The organism is Actinomycetospora aeridis, assembly GCF_037400275.1.
Classification (GTDB): Bacteria; Actinomycetota; Actinomycetes; order Mycobacteriales; family Pseudonocardiaceae; genus Actinomycetospora; species Actinomycetospora aeridis.
In genome coordinates this window covers 871,469-892,213 of sequence record NZ_JBBEGL010000002.1, presented here as the reverse complement: position 1 = coordinate 892,213, position 20,745 = coordinate 871,469, and the positions used below count along the sequence as shown (strand labels likewise).

Here is a 20,745-nt window from a genome sequence, read left to right as displayed (position 1 = left end):
AATGACAGCGGTGTGGTTCAGCGCCACTTCATGGTCATCAGCAGGGACACGACGATGAGCCCGAACCCGATGAGGAAGTTCCACGCCCCGAGGTCCTGCATGAAGGGGATGGACTCGGAGGCGAGGTAGTTGACCACCAGCCAGGCGAGCCCGATGAGGCCGACGCCGAGCATGATGCCGACGTACGCCGGGTGCGAGGGGCCGGCGGGCGCGGGCCCGGCCTTCGGGGGCGGGGTGTAGGCCGGCTTGCGGCGGACCTTGGACTTCGGCACGTCGGCTCCGATCGGGGTGACTGCCCGCGGAGTCTAGTGCACACGCCCTGATCACCCGGCTCGTACGCTGGGGGGATGCGCGTCCTGGTCGTCGACAACTACGACAGCTTCGTCTACAACCTCGTCCAGTACCTCGCGCAGCTCGGCGCCGACCCCGTCGTGCGCCGCAACGACGTCGACGGTGTGGTCGACCTCGTCGACGAGGTCGACGGCGTGCTCGTCAGCCCGGGCCCCGGGACGCCCGACGACGCGGGCGCGAGCCTCGACGTCATCCGCCGCTGCGCCACCGTCGGGCGCCCGATGCTCGGGGTGTGTCTCGGTCATCAGGCGCTGGGCGCCGCCCACGGCGGGGTCGTCGACCGTGCGCCGGAGCTGCGCCACGGCAAGACGTCGCTGGTCCACCACGAAGGCACCGGGGTGCTCGCCGGGCTGCGCACCCCGTTCACGGCCACCCGCTACCACTCGCTGACGGTGCTGCCCGACACGCTGCCCGCGGAGCTGGAGCCCACGGGCTGGACCGACGACGGCGTGCTCATGGCGATGCGCCACCGCGAGCTCCCGCTCGAGGGCGTGCAGTTCCACCCCGAGTCGGTGCTCACCGAGGACGGCCACCGCCTGCTCGCGACGTGGATGGGGTCCTGCGGCCATCCGGTCGACGAGACCGTGGTGCGCGACCTCACCGACGGGATGCGCGCGCTCGCGGTCGCAGCGGCACCGCCCGCCTAGCGTCAGTTCCCGGGGAAGAGCCCGCCGCCGGTGTCGTCCCCGCCGCCGGGCTGGAAGCGTCCGACGACCACCGCGATGCTGGACCCGGGATCGGCCGTCGACCCGGCCGACGGGTTCTGGCTCAGGATCGTGCCGTCCTGGGACTGGTCGCTCACGGCCTGGGACGTCTGCTGCAGGTTGCCGCCGCGGAAGCCCGCCTGGACGAGGGTCTGCACGGCCTCCGAGGGCCGCTGCCCGACGAGCGACGGCACCTGGGTCTGGTTGCCGCGCGAGACCTGCAGCGTGACCACCGAGTTGCGCGGCACCTGGGTGCCGGCGCTCGGGGAGGTCTCGACGACCGTGCCCGCGGACTGGCCCCCGTCGACCTCGCTGACCTCCACCCGCAGGCCCACGCCCTCGAGCGTCGAGGTGGCGGTCTGACGGTCCTGGCCGACGACGTCGGGCAGGCGCAGCGTCTCGCGCTGGCGCCCGATGGTCAGCTGCACCGGCGTCCCCGGGGCGAGGAACTGCCCGGCGGCGGGATCCTGCGCAAGCACCCGGCCGACCTGGTTGGAGTCGTCGACCTCGCGCTGCTGGGGCACCGGCGCGAGGGTCAGGCCGAGGCGCTGCACGCTCGCCTGCGCCTCGTTGGCGGTCTGCCCGGAGAGGTCGGGGACCTGCACGCGGTCGGGTCCCCGTCCGACGCGCAGCTCGACGACGCTGCCGTTCGGCACCTCGAACCCGCCGGTCGGGTTCGTCGTGACGACCTGGCCGACCTGCTCGGGGGTGGACGCCACCGGCACGACCGTCGGCCGCAGACCGGCCGTCGACAGCGTCTGCAGGGCGGCCGCCTGCTGCTGGCCGATCACCGTCGGGACCGCGACGGTGTTGGCCGAGGGCGAGAAGAGGAAGTAGGCACCGGCGAGGGCCGCGAGCAGCACGAGCACGGCCGCGACGCCGATCGCGCGCTTGCGGCCGCGGCGGCGCCGGGCCTCAGCCTGTTCGGCCTGCCACTCGGCGAAGTCGTCGACCTGGTCGACGGGCCCGGTCGAGGCGGCGACCGGGTGGCCGCCCGTCATGTACTCGGTGCGCTCCTGCTCGGTCATCACCGCCGGTGCGCCCGGGCGCTCGCCGGCCAGGACGCGGTAGAAGTCCTCGCGCATCTCGTCGGCGCTCTGGTAGCGGTTCGACGGGTTCTTCGCGAGCGACTTCAGGGTGATGGCGTCGAGCTCCGGCGATACCGCAGGGTTGATCTCCGACGGGGCCGGCGGGTCCTCCCGCACGTGCTGGTACGCGATCGCGACCGGGGAGTCACCGGTGAACGGGGGCCGACCCGTGAGCAGCTCGAAGAGCACGCAGCCGGTGGCGTAGACGTCGGAGCGGGCGTCCACGGACTCGCCGCGGGCCTGCTCGGGCGAGAGGTACTGCGCGGTGCCGATCACGGCGGCGGTCTGCGTGACGGCGGGCTGGGCGTCGGAGAGCGCCCGGGCGATCCCGAAGTCCATCACCTTGACCGCCCCGGCGGGCGTGATCATGATGTTGGCCGGCTTGACGTCGCGGTGGATGATCCCGTGGCGGTGCGAGAAGTCCAGCGCCGCGCAGACGTCGGCCAGGACCTCGCAGACCCGGTAGGGGTCCATCGGGCCCTCGGTCTTGACGATGTCGCGCAGCGTCCGGCCCGCCACGTACTCCATGACGATGTAGGGCAGGGGCACGTCGTCGGTGGGCGTCTCGCCCGTGTCGTAGACGGCGACGATCGCGGGGTGGTTGAGCGCCGCGGCGTTCTGGGCCTCGCGCCGGAACCGCACCTGGAACTGCGGGTCACGGGCGAGGTCCGCGCGCAGCACCTTGATCGCCACGTCGCGGCCGAGGCGGACGTCGCGGCCGCCGTGCACCTCGGACATCCCGCCGTACCCGAGGGCGGGCCCCAGTTCGTAGCGCTCGGACAGGAGTCGCGGGGTCGTCATCCTCAGAACTCCTGACAGGTGACGGTGACGGTCTCCCCGCGTGGCACCTCGCCGGTGGGCGAGAGGTAGAGCACCCGGCAGCGCGACGGGTCGGACGGCTCCCCGCCGAGGATGGTCGCGACCTCGGGATCCAGACCGGACTCCCGCAGCGCGGCCGACGCGACCGAGGCGGGCCGCCCGACGTAGTCGACCGGGTTGACGGAGATCCCGTTGGCCGCGGACGACGTGGTCGTGGTGCGCGAGCTGCGCGTGGTGGTCGAGCTCGGCGCCGTGGTGGTCGACGTCGCCGTCGTGCTCGCCACGGGTGGCAGCGGGTCGGACGTCTGGGTCATGTTCATGACCCAGAACACGCCCGCGAGCAGCAGCAGGGCGACCACGGCGAGGGCGGCGACCGTGCCCCACGGCCCGCGGCGGCGGGGCTGCTCGGGCTGGGCGGCCCACCGGTCCGGGCGCTCGGCGCCGCGCGGCGGCGAGGGCTCGCGCGACATCGCCGGCGCCACGCGGGTGGCGGGGTTGACGCGCTCGGTGGGTGCTCCGCCCGCACCGCCCTGGCCGGGCAGGGGCAGCGGCTCCCCGCGCCGGACCGCCCCGACCGCCTGCGCGAACTCGCCGCCGGTGGCGTAGCGCTGGCGCGGGTCCTTGGCCAGCGTCGCCTCGATGAGCTGGCGGACCACCGGCGGGACGTCGTTCGGCAGCGGCGGCAGCGGGTCGCGGATGTGCATCATCGCGACGGTGACCGCGTTCTCGGACAGGTACGGACGCCGTCCCGCGAGGCACTCGTAGCCGACCACGCCGAGGGAGTAGACGTCCGAGGCCGGGCCCGCGTCGCCGCCGCCCGCCTGCTCCGGCGCGATGTAGTGCGCGGTGCCCATGACCATGCCCGACCGGGTCACCGGCGCCGCGTCCACGGCCTTGGCGATGCCGAAGTCGGTGATCTTCACCTGGCCCGCGGGCGTGACCAGGATGTTGCCCGGCTTGACGTCGCGGTGCACCAGCCCGCGCTCGTGCGCGGCCTCGAGGGCCCAGCCCGACTGCTCGAGGATGTCGAGCGTGTAGTCGACACCCAGGCGCCCGTGCACGGCCAGGATCTGGGCGAGCGGCTCGCCGCGGACCAGCTCCATGACGAGGTAGGCGGTGGGCACCTGCACGGTGCCGTTGGCGGTGGCCCACTCCGTGGTGGTCTCGCCGTAGTCGTGCACGGCCGTGATGCCGGAGTTGTTCAGCGAGCCGGCCGTGCGCGCCTCGGTGCGGAAGCGGTGCAGGAACTCCGGGTCACCGGTGAGCTCGGCCTTGAGGATCTTCACGGCGACGGTGCGGCCGAGCCGGGAGTCCTCGGCCTCCCAGACCTCGCCCATGCCGCCGACGGCGATCCGCCGGCCGAGCCGGTAACGGTCGCCGATCAGCGAGCCGGTCGTCGGCGCCACTAGGAACCACTCCCCAGGGCGGCGGCGATGACCGCGCGGCCGATCGGCGAGGCGACCGAGCCGCCGGTGGCCTCCTCGCCGCGGTTGCCGCCGCGCTCGACGATGACCGACACGGCGATCTGCGGGTTGGGCACGGGGCCGAAGGCGTCGTACCAGGTGTGCGGCGGGTTGGTCTTGGGCGAGGCGCCCCACTCCGCCGTCCCGGTCTTGGACGCGATCTGCACGCCGGGGATGCGGCCCTGACCGGAGCCGTTGTTCTCCGAGCCGATCATCAGCTGGGTCAGCGTGTCCGCCGTCGACTGCGAGAACGCGCGGGCCAGCCGGTCCGGCTCGGTGGACTCGACGGTCGAGAGGTCCTGGCCCTGGATCTGGGCGACGGTGCTCGGGGTCATCGGCACGCCCCCGTTGGCCACGGTCGCCGTGATCTGGGCGTTCTGCAGCGGGGTGAGCCGCACGTCGCGCTGCCCGATGCCGGACTGCGCGGTCGAGGCGCCGTCGGCGAGGTCGCCGACGCGCGAGGCCTGCACCGGCATCGGGACGGTCAGTCCCGGGTTCTCGAAGCCCAGCGCCGTGGCCATGCCGCGCAGGCGCTCGGCCCCGATCTGTGCCGCGAGGTTCGCGAACGGCCCGTTGCACGACTTCGCGAACGCCGTCGCGAACGGCACCGTCGCCCCGGGGCCGCACGGCTTGCCGTCGTAGTTCTCCAGCGTCGTCGTGCTGTCGGGCAGCGTCACCCGGGGCGCGGCGGTGACCGGCGCGTCCGGCGTGATCGCGCCCGCCTCGAGGGCCGCCGCCGTGGTGACGATCTTGAAGGTCGACCCCGGGGGGTAGGTCTCGCTGGTCGCCCGGTTGGTCAGCGTCGGCGGGTCGTCCTCGGTGAGCTCGTTCCAGGCGTTCTGCTGGGTCGTGCCGGAGTGGCTCGCGAGCGGGTTCGGGTCGTACGACGGCGTGGAGACCATCGCGACGATCTCGCCGGTCTGCGGGCGGATCGCGACGACCGAGCCCTGGTAGCCGCGGGAGGCCATCGCCTCGTACGCGGCGCGCTGGACCCGGGGGTCGATGCTCAGCACGACGTTGCCGCCCGCGGGGTCGCGCCCGGTGACGGCGTCGGAGATGCGGCGCACGAACAGACGGTCGTCGGTGCCGTTGAGCACCGGGTCCATCGCGCGCTCCATGCCGCCCGCGCCGTAGATCTGGGAGTAGTAGCCGGTGACCGGGGCGTAGAGCGGACCGTCGGTGTACTGGCGCTGGTAGCGCAGCCGGTCACCGGGGTCGGGGCTCTGCACGCTCTGGGCGAGCACCTCGCCGCCGGCCGAGATCTGGCCGCGCTGGCGGGAGTACTCGTCGAGCAGGACACGGGCGTTCCGCGGGTCGGCGCGGTACTCGTCGGCCTTCACGACCTGGATCCAGGTGGCCTGCCCCAGCAGCAGCAGGATGAGGACCATGACCGCGAGGGAGACCCGTCGCAGCGGGGTGTTCACTCTCCTCGGGTCCTTCCTCGCGGGGCGTGCTCGGGGGCACCGGTGCCCGACTCGTGCCGCACGCCGTGGGGCGGGGTGCGCACCTGGTCGCGCGACACCATCTCGGTGCTCGCCTCGGCCAGGGGCGCCATCGGGGCCTGGCCCGGCGGGGGCGTGGCACCGGGCCGCTTGTCGGCGGAGGGCTGGCGCGCCGCGTTCGACACCCGCAGGACCAGCGCCACGAGAGCGTAGTTGGCCACCAGCGAGGACCCGCCGTAGGACACGAACGGTGCCGTGATGCCGGTGTTCGGGATCAGGTTGATGACGCCGCCGACGACGACGAAGACCTGCCACGCGATGGCGAAGCCGAGGCCCGCGGCGAGCAGCTTGCCGAAGGTGTCCCGCACGGCGAGCGCGCTCCGCATCGCGCGGGTGGCGAGCACGCAGTAGATCAGCAGCAGCGCGGCGAGCCCGACCAGGCCGATCTCCTCGCCGAGCGAGGTGAAGATGAAGTCGGTGCTGGCGAAGGGCACCAGCTCGGGGCGTCCGGCGCCGAGGCCGGTGCCGCCCATGCCGCCGGTGGCCAGGCCGAACAGGCCCTGGCTGACCTGGAAACCGCGGCCGTTGTAGTCGGCGAACGGGTCGAGCCACACCGAGACGCGGATCTGGACGCGGGACACGAAGGTCCACGCCGCGAACGCGCCCGCTCCGAAGATGGCCAGGCCGATGATCACCCAGGAGATGCGCTCGGTGGCCACGTAGAGCATCACGAGCACGATCCCGAAGAACATCAGGGACGTGCCGAGGTCGGACTCGAAGACCAGGACGGCCATCGCGACGCCCCAGGCCACGAGCAGCGGGCCGAGGTCGCGGGGCCGCGGGAAGGTCATGCCGAGGAAGCGCTTGCCCGCGCTGGTGAACAGGTCGCGCTTGACCACCAGGAACGACGCGAAGAAGACGACGAACAGGATCTTCGCGAACTCACCGGGCTGGATGCTCGCCGGGCCGATGCGGATCCAGATGCGGGCGCCGTTGACCTCCGAGAGCGAGGCGGGCAGCACCGCGGGCAGGGCGAGCAGGATCAGGCCGACGAACCCGGCCGTGTAGCCATAGCGCGAGAGGGTCCGGTGGTCGGGAACGAGCCACAGCACGCCGACGAAGAAGACGAGCCCGATCGCGGTCCAGCCGACCTGCCGTACGGCCTCCTGGGCGGGCTCCTCGTTCCCGAGGCTCACCGCGCGGGCGATCTTGGCGAGGTCGACCCGGTGGATCATCACCAGCCCGATGCCGTTGAGCAGCGCCGCGAGCGGCAGCACGAGCGGGTCGGCGTACGGGGCGAACTTGCGCACCGCGAGGTGGGCCAGCGCCAGCAGCGCCAGGTAGGCCGCGCCGAGGTAGAGCAGGGCCCACGTGAGCTCCTGCTCCTGGTTGGCCTCGACGAGGACCAGCGCGCCGGTGGTGATCACGGCGGCGAACGCGAGGAGCGCGAGCTCGACGCCGCGGCGCGTGGAGACGGCGGCCGCGACCGCCGGCCGCATCGCCGTCCGGTCCGCCGGGCGCTCGATGCCGGGCGCCCCGGGTGCGCCGGGGGAGGCGCCGGGAGCGGTGGGGCGCGTCATTACGGCACCCGGCAGTCCCGGCCCGGGACCTGCGGTTCGTTCGTGCTCGGGGACGCCACCGGGGCCTGCCCGGCCACGCCGGGGATGCCGGGCGCGGGGGTGGGCGCCGCGCCGGCGGGCGGCACCGCGCCGGGCACCGGCGTCGCGGCGACCGGCTCGCAGGGCGGCAGCATCTGCTCGGTGCGCAGGCGGTCGACGGTCGCCTGGGCGCGGGGGAGGTCCTCGGTGCGGATGCCGTCGCCGGCCAGCTGCTGGCGGGCGACCGGCGTGAGGTCGGCGATCCGGACGCCGGAGTCCTGCGCGACGCTCTGCAGGGCGACGCCGAGGAACGACCCGGGGACGCCCTGGTAGATCACGACCGTGTCGTCGTCGGCGGCCACGTAGTACTGGCCGCTGACGTAGACGGTGGCGGCGAGCACCGCGATGCCGGCGAGCGCGACGACGGCCAGCGCGGCGAGGGCGAGGCGCAGCCGGGCGCGGCGGGGGCGCCGGCGCGCGGACTCGGAGGCCGCGGGCGTGGGGCGGGGCTCGGGCTCGCTGCGGGTGAGCGTCGCGGCGGAGGCGCGCGCGGCCGCGGAGTCGCCGGGCGGCGGGTCGGCGCGGCCGTCGCCGGCGGCGCCGCCGTAGATGGGGTCGTGCTCGCCGAAGTCGACGTCGACGACGTCGGCGACGATGCAGGTGACGTTGTCCGGGCCGCCGCCCTTGAGCGCGAGCTCGATGAGGCGGTCCGAGCAGTCCTGCGGGTCGGCGATGGTGAGCGCCTCCGCGAGCGTCTCGGCACTGACGACGCCGGAGAGCCCGTCGGAGCACAGCAGGTACCGGTCGCCGGAGCGGGCCTCGCGCACCGTGAGCGCGGGCTCGACGTCGTGGCCGGTGAGCGCCCGCAGCAGCAGCGAGCGCTGGGGATGGCTCGCCGCCTCGTCCTCGGTGATCCGGCCCTCGTCGATGAGCGACTGCACGAACGTGTCGTCGCGGGTGATCTGGGTGAGCACGCCGTCGCGGAACAGGTAGGCGCGGGAGTCGCCGACGTGGACCATGCCGAGCCTGCTGCCCGCGAAGAGCACGGCGGTGAGCGTGGTGCCCATGCCGTCGAGGTCCGGCTCCTCGGCCACGAGCTCGGTGATCGCGTCGTTGCCCTGGGCGGTGGCTTCGGCGAGCTCGCCCAGGAGGTCGTCGCCGGGCTCGTCGTCGTCGAGCGGCACGAGGGCGGCGATGACCAGCTTCGAGGCCACCTCGCCGGCCGCGTGTCCGCCCATGCCGTCGGCGAGGGCGAGCAGGCGCGGGCCCGCGTAGACCGAGTCCTGGTTGTTCTGCCGCACCAGGCCCCGGTCACTGCGAGCGGAGTAGCGCAGCACCAGGGTCACGGGTCGATCCTGCACGGGAGGGGACGGGGCGTCGTCACCCGGGTCCGGATGGAGGGCCGGCCGGGCACGGGGCTGGTCATGAGCGGAGCTCGATGACCGTCTTGCCGATCCTGATCGGTGTGCCCATCGGGACACGGGTGGGTCCGGAGACCTTGTTGCGGTCGAGGTACGTGCCGTTGGTCGATCCGAGATCCTCGACGTACCAGTCGTCGCCCGACTGGGAGATCCGCGCGTGCCGGGTCGACGCGTAGTCGTCGTCGAGCACCAGCGTCGAGTCGTCCGCCCGCCCGATCATGATCGGACGGCCGTCCAGGGCGATGCGGGTGCCCGCGAGGGCACCAGCGGTGACGATCAGGGCGCGGGGCCCCGAGCGGCCACCGCCGCCGCGGGCCGGCTTGGACGTGCTCCCCCGGGAGGAGGAAGGACGTCGGCCACCGGGCGCCGCGGCCCGCAGACCCGAGGCCGCGTAGAGGTCGCTGCGGACGACCCGCAACGCGGCGAGGACGAACAACCACAGCAGGGCCAGGAATCCGGCCCTCGTGATCTGGAGGACGAGTTCGGGCACGCCGTCGGGCCTTCGGGCCTCAGCCCTGCGCGCGGAAGAGCAGCGCGCTGTGCCCGACCCGGATCGTGTCGCCGTCGGCGAGCTGCCAGGTCTGCACGGGCGTGCCGTTCACCGTGGTGCCGTTGGTCGACCCGAGGTCGGACAGGGTGGCCTGCTGGCCGTCCCAGTTGATCTCGAGGTGACGACGGGACACGCCGGTGTCCGCGAGGCGGAACTGGGCGTCCTGGCCGCGGCCGATGACGTTCGAGCCGTTGACCAGCTGGTAGGAGCGGTTCGAGCCGTCGTCCAGGGTCAGCGACGCGGTCATCTGGCGGGTCTGGACACCGCCGTAGCCCTGCTGGCCGTACTGGTCGTAGCCCTGCTGCTGGCCGTAGGGGTCGTAGCCGCCCTGGCCGTACTGGCCGCCGTAGCCCTGCTGACCGTAGGGGTCGTAGCCCTGCTGCTGGCCGTAGCCCTGGGGCTGGCCGTACTGGTCGTACCCGGGCTGCTGGCCGTAGCCCTGCTGCGGGTAGCCCTGCTGGCCGCCGTAGGGGTCGTAGCCCTGCTGCTGGCCGTAGCCCTGGGGCTGGCCGTACTGGTCGTACCCCGGCTGCTGGCCGTAGCCCTGCTGCTGGCCGTACTGGTCGTAGCCGGGCTGCTGGCCGTAGCCCTGCTGCGGGTAGCCCTGCTGCTGGCCGTACTGGTCGTACCCGGGCTGCTGGCCGTAGCCCTGCTGCGGGTAGCCCTGCTGCGGCTGGCCGTACTGGTCGTAGCCGGGCTGGCCGTACCCCTGCTGCGGGTAGCCCTGCTGCGGGTAGCCCTGCTGACCGTAGGGGTCCTGCTGGCCGTAGTTGCCGTCGCGACCCTGCTGGTCGTCCGGGTAGCGGCCGGGTGCCTGACTCATGGGCTGTTCTCCTGCGGATCGGGGGCTCGCGGCCCGTCGCCGCGACGCGTCGGGGTCAACGGACGACCTGGTGCGGAACTGTCCCGTGTGCAGCGCGTCGGAACGCTCCAGAGAGACTACGACCTCACCGTAAGTCTCCCACCCGCCCTCCGTGAGGTGCTCCTCCACGACCTCGATGAGCGAGTGGGTGATGGTCTCCTCGTCGCCGGCCAGACGTGCGTGGTCCGCGGGACTGAGCACCACCGTGTACTGATTGGGCGCCAAGCGGCGCCCACCTGCCAACTCTCGCACGCCGTCCTCCGCCTCACGGCGAAGGCCCTGTGCTATCTCCTGCGGGACGACCTTGCCACCGAACACGCGTGCGAAGGCGTCACCCACCAGACCTTCGAGCTTGCGCTCGAAGCGCTGTGCGCGCCCCACCGCGATCCCTCCTCGTCCGACGCTTCGCCCGGTCGTCCCGACACCTGCTGCCCCGTCCGGAGTGTCGCCACACCGACCGGGCCGGATCGATGGTATCGGTCGCCGTGCCGAGGGCGCCGACCTCCTTCCGGGCGGCCGGATCCCTGCGTGCTAGCGTTTTCGACAGATCACTTCAGGGCGAGTGGCGGAATGGCAGACGCGCACGGTTCAGGTCCGTGTATCCGGAAGGATGTGGGGGTTCAACTCCCCCCTCGCCCACCAGCACAGAGGGCCCCGGTCGTGACCCACGGCCGGGGCCCTTCGTCATCTTCACCGCCGCATCTCCACCCGCGAGAGGACAGCGACCGATGCACGACGCACGCCTCCTGATCGAGCTCGGGGGCGAGGCGCAGCGCCGCCTCGCCCGGCGCGGCTACCGGCTGGACCTGGCCGGCCTGGAGGCGATGTCGTCGCGGCGCTCCGCGGCGATCGGTGCGGTCGACGAGCTGCGGGCGGAGTCGAAGCGCGCGGCGGGCGAGGTCGGCCGGGCGGCGAAGGCGGGTGCCGCGAGCGACGAGGTGGATGCGCTCAAGGAGCACGCCCGTGCGCTCAAGGACCGGATCCGCGAGGCCGAGGACGAGGTCGACGCGGCCGAGACCGCGCTGCGCGACCTCCTGCTGACCGTCCCGAACCTCCCGTCGGACGACGCCCCCGACGGTGACTCGGAGGCCGACGCCGTCGAGGTCCGCCGCAGCGGCGAGCCCCCGGCGCTCGGCTTCACCCCGCGCGACCACGTCGAGATCGGCGAGGCGATGGGGATCCTCGACCTCGGGCGGGCGGCCAAGCTCTCGGGCGCGCGGTTCTCGGTGACGCGCGGGCCGGGCGCGGTGCTCGAACGGGCGCTCGCGTCCTTCTTCCTGGCGCTGCACACCGGTCGGCACGGCTACACCGAGTTCTCGGTGCCCTACCTCGTCACGGCCCCGACGATGACCGGCACGGGTCAGCTGCCGAAGTTCGAGGAGGACCTCTTCCGGACGGGCACCGGCGACCGGGACCTCTACCTCATCCCGACCGCCGAGGTGCCGCTCACGGCCATGCACGCCGACGAGATCCTCGAGACGGAGTCGCTGCCGCGGGCGTACACGTCGTGGACGCCGTGCTTCCGCTCCGAGGCGGGCTCCTACGGCCGCGACACCCGCGGGATCCTGCGCCTGCACCAGTTCTCGAAGGTGGAGCTGGTGCGGGTCTGCGCCGCCGACGCCTCGCGGGCCGAGCTCGAGGTCATGCTCGGCCACGCCGAGGCCTGCCTGCAGGAGCTGGGCCTGGCCTACCGGGTCATCCGGCTCGCCGCCGGCGACATGGGCTTCAACGCGCAGCTGACCTACGACATCGAGGTCTGGCTCCCCAGCCAGGACACCTACCGCGAGATCTCGTCGGTGTCGGACTGCGGCACGTTCCAGGCGCGCCGCTCGGGCATCCGCAGCAAGGACGCCCAGGGCCACCGCGGGCAGGTGGCGACGCTCAACGGGTCGGGCCTGCCGATCGGGCGGACCCTGGCCGCGGTGCTCGAGCAGTGCCAGGCCGAGGACGGCTCGGTGACCGTCCCCGAGGCCCTGGTCCCGTTCACGGGCTTCCGGCGCCTGCTGCCGGACGGCACGCCGGAGACGGTGCTCTAGCTAGCGCCGGATCGCCGCGAGCTGGTGGGCGTGGCCGACGAGCCGGTCGGCGGCGTCCCACACCCGGCAGGTCTCGTGCATGCGGTCGGCGCCCGCGCGCTCCACCCACTGCGTGACCCGCAGCGGGCCCGGCGCGGGGTCGGTGACGACGTGCGCCGACAGCGACATCGTCGGCGACCAGCCCGAGAGGCCCATGTCGAAGGTCGCGGGCGGCAGGACGTCGAGCGCGACCAGCAGGCCCTCGGCCGTCCACGGGTCGCCGGAGCCGAGCGACGCCCAGCCCGCGATCCGACCCTCGCCCGACGGGCGGCCGCGCAGGAAACCCGCCGTCCGCGGGTCGAGCCGGGTGTCGACCACGTCCATGATCGGCAGGGAGCCGCGACCGTCCTCGTCGGAGCCCGACGGGCTGCGCGGGCAGTCCTCCCGCGGGGTGAGCTCCGGCGGGGCCGGCGCCACGTCGTCGGCGGTGACCGCGGCCGGCGGGCCGAGGATGCACGCGGCCTCGACCGCCGGGCCGTCCTGGTCGAGCCGCACGCGCAGCTGGGAGGCGCCCCGCCCGAGCCGCAGGACGGTGACCTCGAGGGTCGCCGGCCCCGGCTCGGGGGCCTGGAGGTAGGTCCCCGTCACCGACTGCGGGCAGGTGTGGTCGGGACGCTGCGCGGCGATGGTCTCGCGGGCCGCGCGCGCCAGGACGGCGAGGAGATAGCCCCCGTGGAGCTTGGGGCCGATGCTCCACTGCTCGTCGAGGAGGATCGTGAACCGGCCGGCCTCGTCGGTCGACTCCGGCCGGGTGGCCTTGTCGAAGTCAGCCACGGTGCCCCGGACGGTCGGTCGTGCCGTCTCCCGCGCCCCGGGTCACGACTGCGGCGGGCGCGGCCAGTCGGCCGAGTCGTCGTGCGGGGGGCGCGGCGGGTGCGTCGGGCGGCCCGGGTCGGTGGGTGCCTCGGACGGCGGCGTGCTCACGGGCGGGCTCGCGGGCGGACCGACGGGACCGGTCGGCGGCTCCGGGGTGGCCGAGGCCCCGGGGGCGGTCGGGGTCGCGCCGGGCGGGGTGCCGGTCGGGCCGGTGGTCGTGGGGCCGGTCGGGCCGGTGCCCGTCGGGCCGGTGGTCGCGTCGGGTGTGCCGTCGCCCGCGGCCGCGCCGGGGGCCTGCGGTTCGCCGGTGCCCTGCTTGGCGGCCCAGCCGACGCCCTCGCCGGCCTTCGCCTCGGCCTTGCCGATCTGCTCGGAGTACTTGCCGCCGGTCTTCTCGTCCACCCAGCGCGCGGCCTTGCCGATCGCGCCCAGGATGCTGTCCTCGTTCTCGGCGACCTTCTTGCTGGCCGTGTCGCGCAGGTCGTTGGCGAACTGCTTGCCCTGCTGCACGTAGTCGTCGCGGCTCATGGGTCCTCCACGGTGGGCTCTCCGGAACGGAACCGTACCCGTGCGGCGCGCCCGCCCACACCCTTCCGGGGGCGCGCCACAGGGTCCGGTGGTATCGCCCGGGGAGGCGTGTGCGGCAGGGTGGCCGTCGGCCTCGCCGAGCGGGCCAGGCACGATGGGCAGGCGCCCCGGCCTCGCCGGGGAGGATCAGACATGCACTTGACCGAGGAGGCGCGCGGGCGTGAGTTCGACGGAGGCGGGCCCGCCGCCCACCGTGGGTGGAGGTCGTTACACCCTCGGGGACCTGATCGGGCGCGGTGGCGCCGCCGAGGTGTTCCGGGCGCGCGACGAGCTGCTCGGCCGCGACGTCGCCGTGAAGCTGTTCCCGGCCGGTGTCGGTGAGGCCGACGAGTCCCGCCGCCAGCGCGAGGTCCAGACGCTCGCCGGGATGAACCACCCCGGCCTGGTGACGATCTACGACGTCGGCCAGGAGCGCGACCGCGCCTACTTCGTCATGCAGCTCATCGAGGGTGAGTCGCTGGCCGACCGCATCCGCAGCGGCCCGCTCGCGCTCGGCGACGTCGTCGCCCTGGGCTCGGCCCTCGGTGACGCGCTGACCTACGTGCACCGCCACGGCGTGGTGCACCGCGACATCAAGCCCGGCAACGTCCTGCTCGACACCGACGGCCGCCCGCACCTCTCGGACTTCGGCATCGCGGTGCTCGCCGACGCCACGAACATCACCGCGACCGGGATGGTCATCGGGACGGCGTCGTACCTCTCGCCCGAGCAGGTGCGCGGGCAGCAGGTCGGGCCGGCGTCCGACGTCTACGCGCTGGGCCTGGTGCTCCTCGAGTGCATCACCGCGCGCCGCGAGTACCCGGGCAACGCGCTCGAGGCCGCCGTCGCCCGTCTGCACCGTGCGCCGGAGATCCCGCCGGACCTGCCGCCGCCGCTGGGCAACCTGCTCGCGGCCATGACGCGCGACGAGCCGATGGACCGCCCCACCACGGAGCAGGTGGTCGGCGAGCTGCGGATGATGGCCCGCGAGGCCGGCATGGACGCCCAGACGGTGTTGGCCCCCGCGCCCGTGACCGGCAGTGGCGCGATGCGGACCACGGCGATGGGGCCGGGTACCGGTGCCACCGCCTACGCCCCCATGGGCGGCGCCCCGGCCAGCGGGCCGACGCGGCGCATGGCGACGCCCCCCGGCGGCTACGCCCCGTCCGCCTACGGCGCGACGGGGGCCTACGGAGCCGCCGACCCGACCGCGCTCGTCGGGCCGGACGACCCGCGCACGGGTGGCCAGGCGCCTCCGAAGCGCGGACGCCGCGCCGCGATCGTCGCGCTCCTGGCACTGCTGCTCGCCGGCGGCGTCGGCGGGTACTTCCTGCTCTCCAACCAGGAGGAGGCGGCGCCGCCCGCGCTGCCCCCGGCCCCGCCGGTGTTCTCGTCGAGCACCACCACGACCACCGAGCAGGAGACGACCACCCGCTCGCGGCGCACCACCACCGAGGCGCCGACCACCACGGTCGCCCCGCCGCCGGTCGTCCCGACGACGCGGACGACCACGACCACTACCGTCGCGCCGAATCCCGGCGGGGGTGGCGGTGGCGGCGGAGGCAGCGGCGGTAATTCCGGTGGTGGCGGGAACGGCAACACCGACACCGGCGACGACGATCCCGTCGTACCGGCGCCGGCACCGGCGGGTGGCGGCTGACCTGAAGGCTCAGGCCCGGGGTGCGCCGAACTCCCCGGCGAGCACGCCGCGGCGGAAGGCGACCCACTCGTCGTCGCGGAAGTGCAGCACCGCGCCGGAGGAGTGCTCGAGCACCGCACGGCCCCCGTCGGCCCGGGCGTCCGGCGTCGTCACCTCGACCGCACCGTTGGCCGAGGGGACGTCACGGGCGACCTCGTCGAGGAACGCCGACCAGGCCTGCGCGTCGAGGTGCAGCACCGCACCCTCGCCGTTCTCCTTGGTGTCGCGCAGGTAGGTCGCGCCGTCGGCCTCGAGGACCTCGACGCAGCTGGCGCCGTTGGAGCTGAAGCTGGAGGTCCGCCATTCGTTGATCATGGACTCGTCTCCTTGCACCGGGGGGAGCGATGCGGCCGCGGCACGGGCTCGGGGCTCAGTGGGCCTGAGGTGTCAGCGCCGCGCGGCGGTCGCGGATCACCTGGACCGAGGCGTCCTCCGGCAGCGCTACGGCGTGGAGTCTGGCAGCGGCGGTGCGGTATCCGCCAATCCGGTCAGGATCCTGGACGTAGACCGCCCCGTCCTGGAACTCCACGTAACCAATTGATCGCGCAGCGTCGAAATCGAGGAGCGTGAACTCGCCGTCGAGCCCGTCGTGTACGGCGACCGCCAACGGCATGACCCGGATGCTGACGTTCTCCTGCTCCGAGAGAGTGAGCAAATGGTCGAGTTGCTCCGCCATGACGGCGGGGCCCCCGACGAGGCGGTCCAGGATCGTCTCCTCGATCACCGCCTCGTAGCGCAGCGGCCGCGCGCGGTCGTGCAGGCGCTGCTGGCGGGCCAGGCGCAGGGCGACGACGCGCTCGACGTCGACGACCGGGACGCGCAGCGCGTCGGCGAGCAGCGCCGTGGCGTAGGCGCGGGTCTGGAGCAGGCCGTGCAGCAGCAGCGGCTCGTAGGCGAAGGCGGCCGTCGCGAGGCCCTCGAGCCCGACGAAGGTGCGCAGCCAGTCGGGCACGACGTCCGCGAACGGCGCCCACCAGGTGCCGCGGTCGGCCGCCGAGGCGAGCGAGGCGAGGCGCTCGACGTCGGCCGGGGCGGCGCCGTAGGAGCGCAGCAGGCGGGCGACCTCGTCGGGACGCTGCTGGTTCTTGCCCTGCTCCAGGTAGTTGATCTTCGCGTGGGTGCACGCGAGGACGCGGGCGGCCGCGGTCTGCGTGTGGCCGGCGAGCTCCCGCGCCGAGCGCAGCTCGTGCCCGATGAGCCAGCGCAGCGCGCTGGGGTCGGACCGGTCCGGCCCGCTGCCCCCGCTGTGTCCGGTCTCCCCCACGTCGGCGGTGCGATCCACGCCCCGCGTCCCTCCTCGACCCCCTGCGGCACCGCCGATCGGTGCCGAACGTCGAGAGGGTAGCCACCTCCCGCGACACGAATCGGTGAACTACGCTTCCACCTACATGTAACGGTGCTCTCGCGTGACATGGAGGCCCTGGTGACCGAACGTTCCGGCGAGCCCGTGGCCGACCCGCCCGCCACCCCGGTGGTGGTGCCGTCCACGCCGGGAGAACCGACGTGGATCCTCCCCGCGGAACCGGCGTCCGGGACGACGACCACCACCGCGACCGGCCACCGCGCGACGCTGACGCACTGCCGGTGCGGCCTGCCCGTCGGCGGCGAGGGCTACGACGTCTCCGTCGACCCCGAGCCGCCCGGCCTCGTGACGGTGACCGTGCTCGGCCAGGTCCCGGGCGTCGCCCGGTGGGACCGGGGCGCCGACGGGCTCTGGCACGGTGCCCGCACGCGCTACCAGGTGCCGACGCCGCCGGTGCCGTGGCGCGCGCTCGGGGTCTGCACCGCGCGCCGGCGGCACCGGATCGTCCCCGTCCGGACCCTGGGGTAGGGGTCGGCGCGGAGGGGCCGGCGCGCAGGATCAGGCGTGGCGCCGGAACAGCGGCGCCCGACCGGGGGGCTGCTCGACGTCGCCGACCGGGGGCGGGGGCGGCACGTCCTGCGTGACCGGCTCGCCCTTCGCGACGGTGACCGACCCGCCGTGGTGCCCGATCTCGAGGTCGTCACCCTCCTCGAGCGTGTACGTGACCTCCGTGCTCGCCACCTCGACGTGCAGCGAGCGCCCCCGCCACTGGATGCGGAACCGCACGCCCGACAGCGCCTCGGGCAGCCGCGGCGCGAACGTCAGCCGCCCGTCGTGGGTGCGCATGCCGCCCAGGCCCATGACTATCGAGGTCCACGCGCTGCCCATCGCGGCGAGGTGGACGCCGTCGCGGACGTTGTGCTCGAGGTCGGCGAGGTCCATCTGCGCCGACTCGCACAGGTAGTCGTAGGCGAGGTCCATGTGGCCGGTCTCGGCGGCCATCACCGCGAGCGTCCCGGGTGAGAGCGAGGAGTCCCGGACGGTCACGCGCTCGTAGTAGACGAAGTTGTCGTGCTTCTGCTGCGGGGTGAACGCGTCGGGGCACTGCACCATCGCGAGCACGAGGTCCGGCTGCTTGACGACCTGCTTGCGGTAGAGGTCGAAGTACGGGTAGTTCAGCAGCAGCGGGTAGTTCTCCTCCGGCGTGTTCTCGAAGTCCCACACCGCGTGCCGGGTGAACCCCTCGCTCTGCTGGTGCACACCGAGGGCGGAGTCGAAGGGGATGACCATCGAGCTCGCCGCCGAGCGCCAGCTCGCGATCTCCTCGGGCGAGACGTGCAGGCGCTCGGCCTCGCGGGGCCAGCGCACCGCGGCGTCGGCGGCCCCGCGCAGGTTCTTCTGCGCCATGAGGTTGGTGTAGACGTTGTTGTCGGCCACCGCGGAGTACTCGTCGGGGCCGGTGACGCCGTCGATGCGGAAGGCGCTGTCGCTGTCGTGGTGGCCCAGCGAGCGCCACAGCCGCGCGGTGGCCACCAGCAGGTCGACGCCGATCTCGCGCTCGAACTCCTTGTCGTCGGTGGCGGCGACGTAGCGCATCACGGCGTCGGCGATGTCGGCGTTGACGTGGAACGCCGCGGTGCCGGCCGGCCAGTAGCCCGAGCACTCCTCGCCGTTGATCGTCCGCCAGGCGAACGCCGCACCGTCGAGCCCGAGGTGCGCGGCGTGCGCGGTGGCGATCTCGAGGGTGCTGTGGCGCCAGCGCAGGGCGTCGGCCGCCGCGCGCGGCTGGGTGTACATGAACACCGGGAGCACGAACGTCTCGCCGTCCCAGAAGCTGTGGCCGTCGTAGCCCTGGCCGGTGAGACCCTTGGCGCCGATCGCGCGGTGCTCGGCCCGGGCGCCGGCCTGCAGGACCTGGAACAGGCAGAAGCGCAGCGCCTGCTGCAGCCGCGGGTCGCCGTCGATCTCGAGGTCGGCCTTGGCCCAGAAGGCGTCGAGGTACTCCCGCTGGGCGGCGACGAGGCCGTCCCACCCGGTGTAGACCGAGGCGTCGAGCGCGGCCTCGACCTGGTCGACGATCGCGGGCTGCGAGCGCTGGCTCGACCAGCCGTAGGCCATGTACTTCACGACGCGCAGCTTCTCGCCGGGCTTCAGCCGCGTGATCACCGTGGTGCGCCCGACGTTGTTCGAGCAGGAGCTGGTGACCTGCGCGTCGTCGGGCCCGAAGACCTGGTGCTCCATCGCCGCGCCGACCCGCAGCTCGGAGCGCCGCGTCTGGTGGGTCATGCGCGCGCCGTGCGTGGAGTTGGAGTGGTGCTCGGGCACGAGCACGTTCTGCAGGGCCGCCGCCACCCGCGGGTCGCCCTCGATGACCGGCATCTGCTCGTTGGCGAACAGCTCGGACTGGATGACCAGCAGGGCCTCGGAGCCCGCGTCCTCGGGCACGGCGACCTCGTAGGAGATCGCGGCGACCGAGCGCTGCGAGAACGACACCAGGCGCTCCGACGTCACCGTCACCCGCTGCCCGTTGGGGGAGACCCAGTCGACGTGGCGGGTGAGCGTGCCCGCGCGCATGTCGAGCGTGCGGTGGTGGGCGCGCACCTGGCCGTAGCGCACGTCGAGCGGCTCGTCGTCGACGAGCACCCGGATCAGCTTGCCGTTGGGGACGTTGACCAGCGTCTGGCCCTCGTCGGGGTAGCCGAACCCGCCCTCGGCGTGCGGCAGCGGGCGCGACTCGTAGAACGAGTTCAGGTACGTGCCCGGCATCGCGTGCGGCTCCCCCTCGTCGAGGTTGCCGCGCATGCCGACGTGGCCGTTGGCCAGGGCGAACAGCGACTCGGTCTGGGGGAGCGCGTCGAGGTCGACGTGCGGCTCGTGCACCGTCCACGGGTCGACGCGGAACGGGTTGCTGATCACGGCTTCTCCTCGTCCACGGGACTGTTCACGCGCGCGGAGCGTAGCCCGGGCCGATCCGGCGACCGGGCCTACGGTGGAGCGCATGGCCGATCACGTCCGCATCCCCCGCACGGAGCTCGACGTCCACCCGCTCTGCCTGGGCGGCAACGTCTTCGGGTGGACGGCCGACGCGGCGGCGTCGGCCGCGGTGCTCGACGCCTACCTCGCCGCGGGCGGGAACTTCGTCGACACCGCCGACTCCTACACCTGGCGGGTCGAGGGCAACAGCGGTGGCGACTCCGAGCGGGTCCTCGGTGACTGGATGGCCGCGCGCGGGGTCCGCGACCGGATGGTCGTCGCGACCAAGGTCGGCTCGTGGCCCGAGCGGCCGGGGCTGTCGCCGGAGAACGTCCGGGCCGCCTGCGACGACTCGCTGCGGCGGCTGCGCACCGACCACATCGACCTCTACTACGCCCACCGCGACGACCCGGACACCCCGCTCGAGGACGCGCTCGGGGCGTTCGACGAGCTCGTGCGGGCCGGGAAGATCCGTCACGTCGGGCTGTCGAACTACTCGGCGGAGCGGCTGACCTCGGCGCTCACGGTGGCCGAGCGCCACGGCCTCGCCCGGCCCGTCGCGCTGCAGCCGCACTACAACCTCGTCGAGCGCGCGGTCTACGAGGACGAGCTGGCCGACGTCGCGGCCGACGCCGACCTCGGGGTGATGCCGTACTTCGCGCTGGCCAAGGGCTTCCTCACCGGGAAGTACCGGCCGGGCGACGCGCCGCCGGACACCAGCGGACCGATGGCCTCGGCGCGCGCCGGCGGGGCCGTCGCCTACCTCGACGCGCGGGGGACGCGGGTGCTCGACGTCCTCACCGGGGTCGCGGACGCCCACGGCGTGCCGATGGCCGCGGTCGCGCTCGCGTGGCTGGCCGCCCAGCCGACCGTCACGGCCCCGATCGCGTCGGCCCGCACGGTCGAGCAGCTCGCGACGATCCTGCCCATGGCGGACCTGGTCCTCGCCGCCGACGAGGTCGCCGCGCTCACCGAGGCGTCGGAGGACACTCGACTGGCGGGGTGAGCGCCGCT

The 20,745-nt window shown here is 73.8% G+C and carries 18 protein-coding genes and 1 tRNA gene; 6 read left to right on the top strand and 13 right to left on the bottom strand.

The features are described from left to right. Positions 1 to 17: 17 nt before the first annotated feature. Positions 18 to 272, bottom strand: coding sequence for a cell division protein CrgA (gene crgA / locus WCD41_RS09865; protein ID WP_337713215.1), 255 nt, complete (start codon positions 270 to 272; stop codon positions 18 to 20). 75 nt (positions 273 to 347) lie between these two features. Between crgA and WCD41_RS09860 the strand changes: the two genes are divergently transcribed. Then, on the top strand, positions 348 to 998 hold the full coding sequence (locus tag WCD41_RS09860; protein ID WP_337713214.1) for an aminodeoxychorismate/anthranilate synthase component II: 651 nt from the start codon (positions 348 to 350) through the stop codon (positions 996 to 998). 2 nt (positions 999 to 1,000) lie between these two features. Here WCD41_RS09860 and pknB read toward each other — a convergent pair whose 3' ends face one another. The 7 genes from pknB to WCD41_RS09825 form a co-directional block, all read right to left on the bottom strand. Continuing rightward, a complete protein-coding gene (gene pknB / locus WCD41_RS09855) occupies positions 1,001 to 2,944 on the bottom strand; it encodes a Stk1 family PASTA domain-containing Ser/Thr kinase (protein ID WP_337713213.1) in 1,944 nt (647 codons plus the stop codon). Between the two features lie 2 nt (positions 2,945 to 2,946). Further along, on the bottom strand, positions 2,947 to 4,368 hold the full coding sequence (locus WCD41_RS09850; protein ID WP_337713212.1) for a serine/threonine-protein kinase: 1,422 nt from the start codon (positions 4,366 to 4,368) through the stop codon (positions 2,947 to 2,949). Further along, positions 4,368 to 5,849 (bottom strand): peptidoglycan D,D-transpeptidase FtsI family protein, encoded by a 1,482-nt coding sequence (locus WCD41_RS09845; RefSeq protein ID WP_337713211.1) that lies wholly within the window; start codon positions 5,847 to 5,849, stop codon positions 4,368 to 4,370. Before WCD41_RS09845 ends, WCD41_RS09850 begins: the two co-directional genes overlap by 1 nt. After that, on the bottom strand, positions 5,846 to 7,366 hold the full coding sequence (locus WCD41_RS09840) for an FtsW/RodA/SpoVE family cell cycle protein (protein ID WP_337713360.1): 1,521 nt from the start codon (positions 7,364 to 7,366) through the stop codon (positions 5,846 to 5,848). Before WCD41_RS09840 ends, WCD41_RS09845 begins: the two co-directional genes overlap by 4 nt. An 80-nt stretch (positions 7,367 to 7,446) precedes the next feature. Continuing rightward, complete coding sequence (locus tag WCD41_RS09835; protein ID WP_337713210.1) at positions 7,447 to 8,811, bottom strand: PP2C family protein-serine/threonine phosphatase; 1,365 nt, start codon at positions 8,809 to 8,811, stop codon at positions 7,447 to 7,449. 76 nt (positions 8,812 to 8,887) lie between these two features. Further along, entirely contained in the window at positions 8,888 to 9,376 is a 489-nt protein-coding gene (locus WCD41_RS09830) for an FHA domain-containing protein FhaB/FipA (protein ID WP_337713209.1), read from the bottom strand. A 19-nt stretch (positions 9,377 to 9,395) separates the two neighbouring features. Continuing rightward, positions 9,396 to 10,679, bottom strand: a complete 1,284-nt coding sequence (locus tag WCD41_RS09825) for an FHA domain-containing protein (RefSeq protein WP_337713208.1) — start codon at positions 10,677 to 10,679, stop codon at positions 9,396 to 9,398. A gap of 175 nt (positions 10,680 to 10,854) precedes the next feature. Between WCD41_RS09825 and WCD41_RS09820 the strand changes: the two genes are divergently transcribed. Both WCD41_RS09820 and serS read left to right on the top strand, forming a co-directional pair. After that, a tRNA-Leu gene (locus WCD41_RS09820) sits at positions 10,855 to 10,940 on the top strand. An 86-nt stretch (positions 10,941 to 11,026) separates the two neighbouring features. Next, the gene (gene serS / locus WCD41_RS09815; protein ID WP_337713207.1) at positions 11,027 to 12,334 is read left to right on the top strand and encodes a serine--tRNA ligase; all 1,308 of its coding nucleotides are present in this window, start codon (positions 11,027 to 11,029) and stop codon (positions 12,332 to 12,334) included. Here serS and WCD41_RS09810 read toward each other — a convergent pair whose 3' ends face one another. Together WCD41_RS09810 and WCD41_RS09805 are read right to left on the bottom strand one after the other, a co-directional pair. Beyond that, entirely contained in the window at positions 12,335 to 13,147 is an 813-nt protein-coding gene (locus WCD41_RS09810; protein ID WP_337713206.1) for a thioesterase family protein, read from the bottom strand. It abuts the gene before it with no gap. A 42-nt stretch (positions 13,148 to 13,189) separates the two neighbouring features. Continuing rightward, positions 13,190 to 13,717, bottom strand: coding sequence for an antitoxin (locus tag WCD41_RS09805; RefSeq protein WP_337713205.1), 528 nt, complete (start codon positions 13,715 to 13,717; stop codon positions 13,190 to 13,192). Positions 13,718 to 13,937: 220 nt separating this feature from the next. Here WCD41_RS09805 and WCD41_RS09800 point away from each other — a divergent pair, with 220 nt between their 5' ends. Then, positions 13,938 to 15,416: a serine/threonine-protein kinase gene (locus tag WCD41_RS09800; RefSeq protein WP_337713204.1), complete on the top strand. Its 1,479-nt coding sequence runs from the start codon at positions 13,938 to 13,940 to the stop codon at positions 15,414 to 15,416. A 9-nt stretch (positions 15,417 to 15,425) separates the two neighbouring features. Here the strand turns inward: WCD41_RS09800 and WCD41_RS09795 are convergent, their stop codons facing one another. Next, on the bottom strand, positions 15,426 to 15,770 hold the full coding sequence (locus tag WCD41_RS09795) for a DUF397 domain-containing protein (protein WP_337713203.1): 345 nt from the start codon (positions 15,768 to 15,770) through the stop codon (positions 15,426 to 15,428). A gap of 55 nt (positions 15,771 to 15,825) precedes the next feature. Then, positions 15,826 to 16,737 carry a helix-turn-helix domain-containing protein gene (locus WCD41_RS09790; protein WP_337713202.1) on the bottom strand — a complete coding sequence of 304 codons (912 nt, stop codon included), beginning with the start codon at positions 16,735 to 16,737 and terminating at the stop codon, positions 15,826 to 15,828. 141 nt (positions 16,738 to 16,878) lie between these two features. Between WCD41_RS09790 and WCD41_RS09785 the strand changes: the two genes are divergently transcribed. Beyond that, positions 16,879 to 17,286, top strand: coding sequence for a hypothetical protein (locus tag WCD41_RS09785; protein WP_337713201.1), 408 nt, complete (start codon positions 16,879 to 16,881; stop codon positions 17,284 to 17,286). Positions 17,287 to 17,316: 30 nt separating this feature from the next. On the opposite strand, the gene WCD41_RS09780 is transcribed toward WCD41_RS09785, so the two are convergent. Then, a complete protein-coding gene (locus tag WCD41_RS09780; RefSeq protein WP_337713200.1) occupies positions 17,317 to 19,674 on the bottom strand; it encodes a glycoside hydrolase family 65 protein in 2,358 nt (785 codons plus the stop codon). 82 nt (positions 19,675 to 19,756) lie between these two features. On the opposite strand from WCD41_RS09780, the gene WCD41_RS09775 reads away from it, so the two are divergent. Further along, positions 19,757 to 20,737 (top strand): aldo/keto reductase, encoded by a 981-nt coding sequence (locus WCD41_RS09775; protein ID WP_337713199.1) that lies wholly within the window; start codon positions 19,757 to 19,759, stop codon positions 20,735 to 20,737. The last annotated feature ends 8 nt before the right edge of the window (positions 20,738 to 20,745 follow it).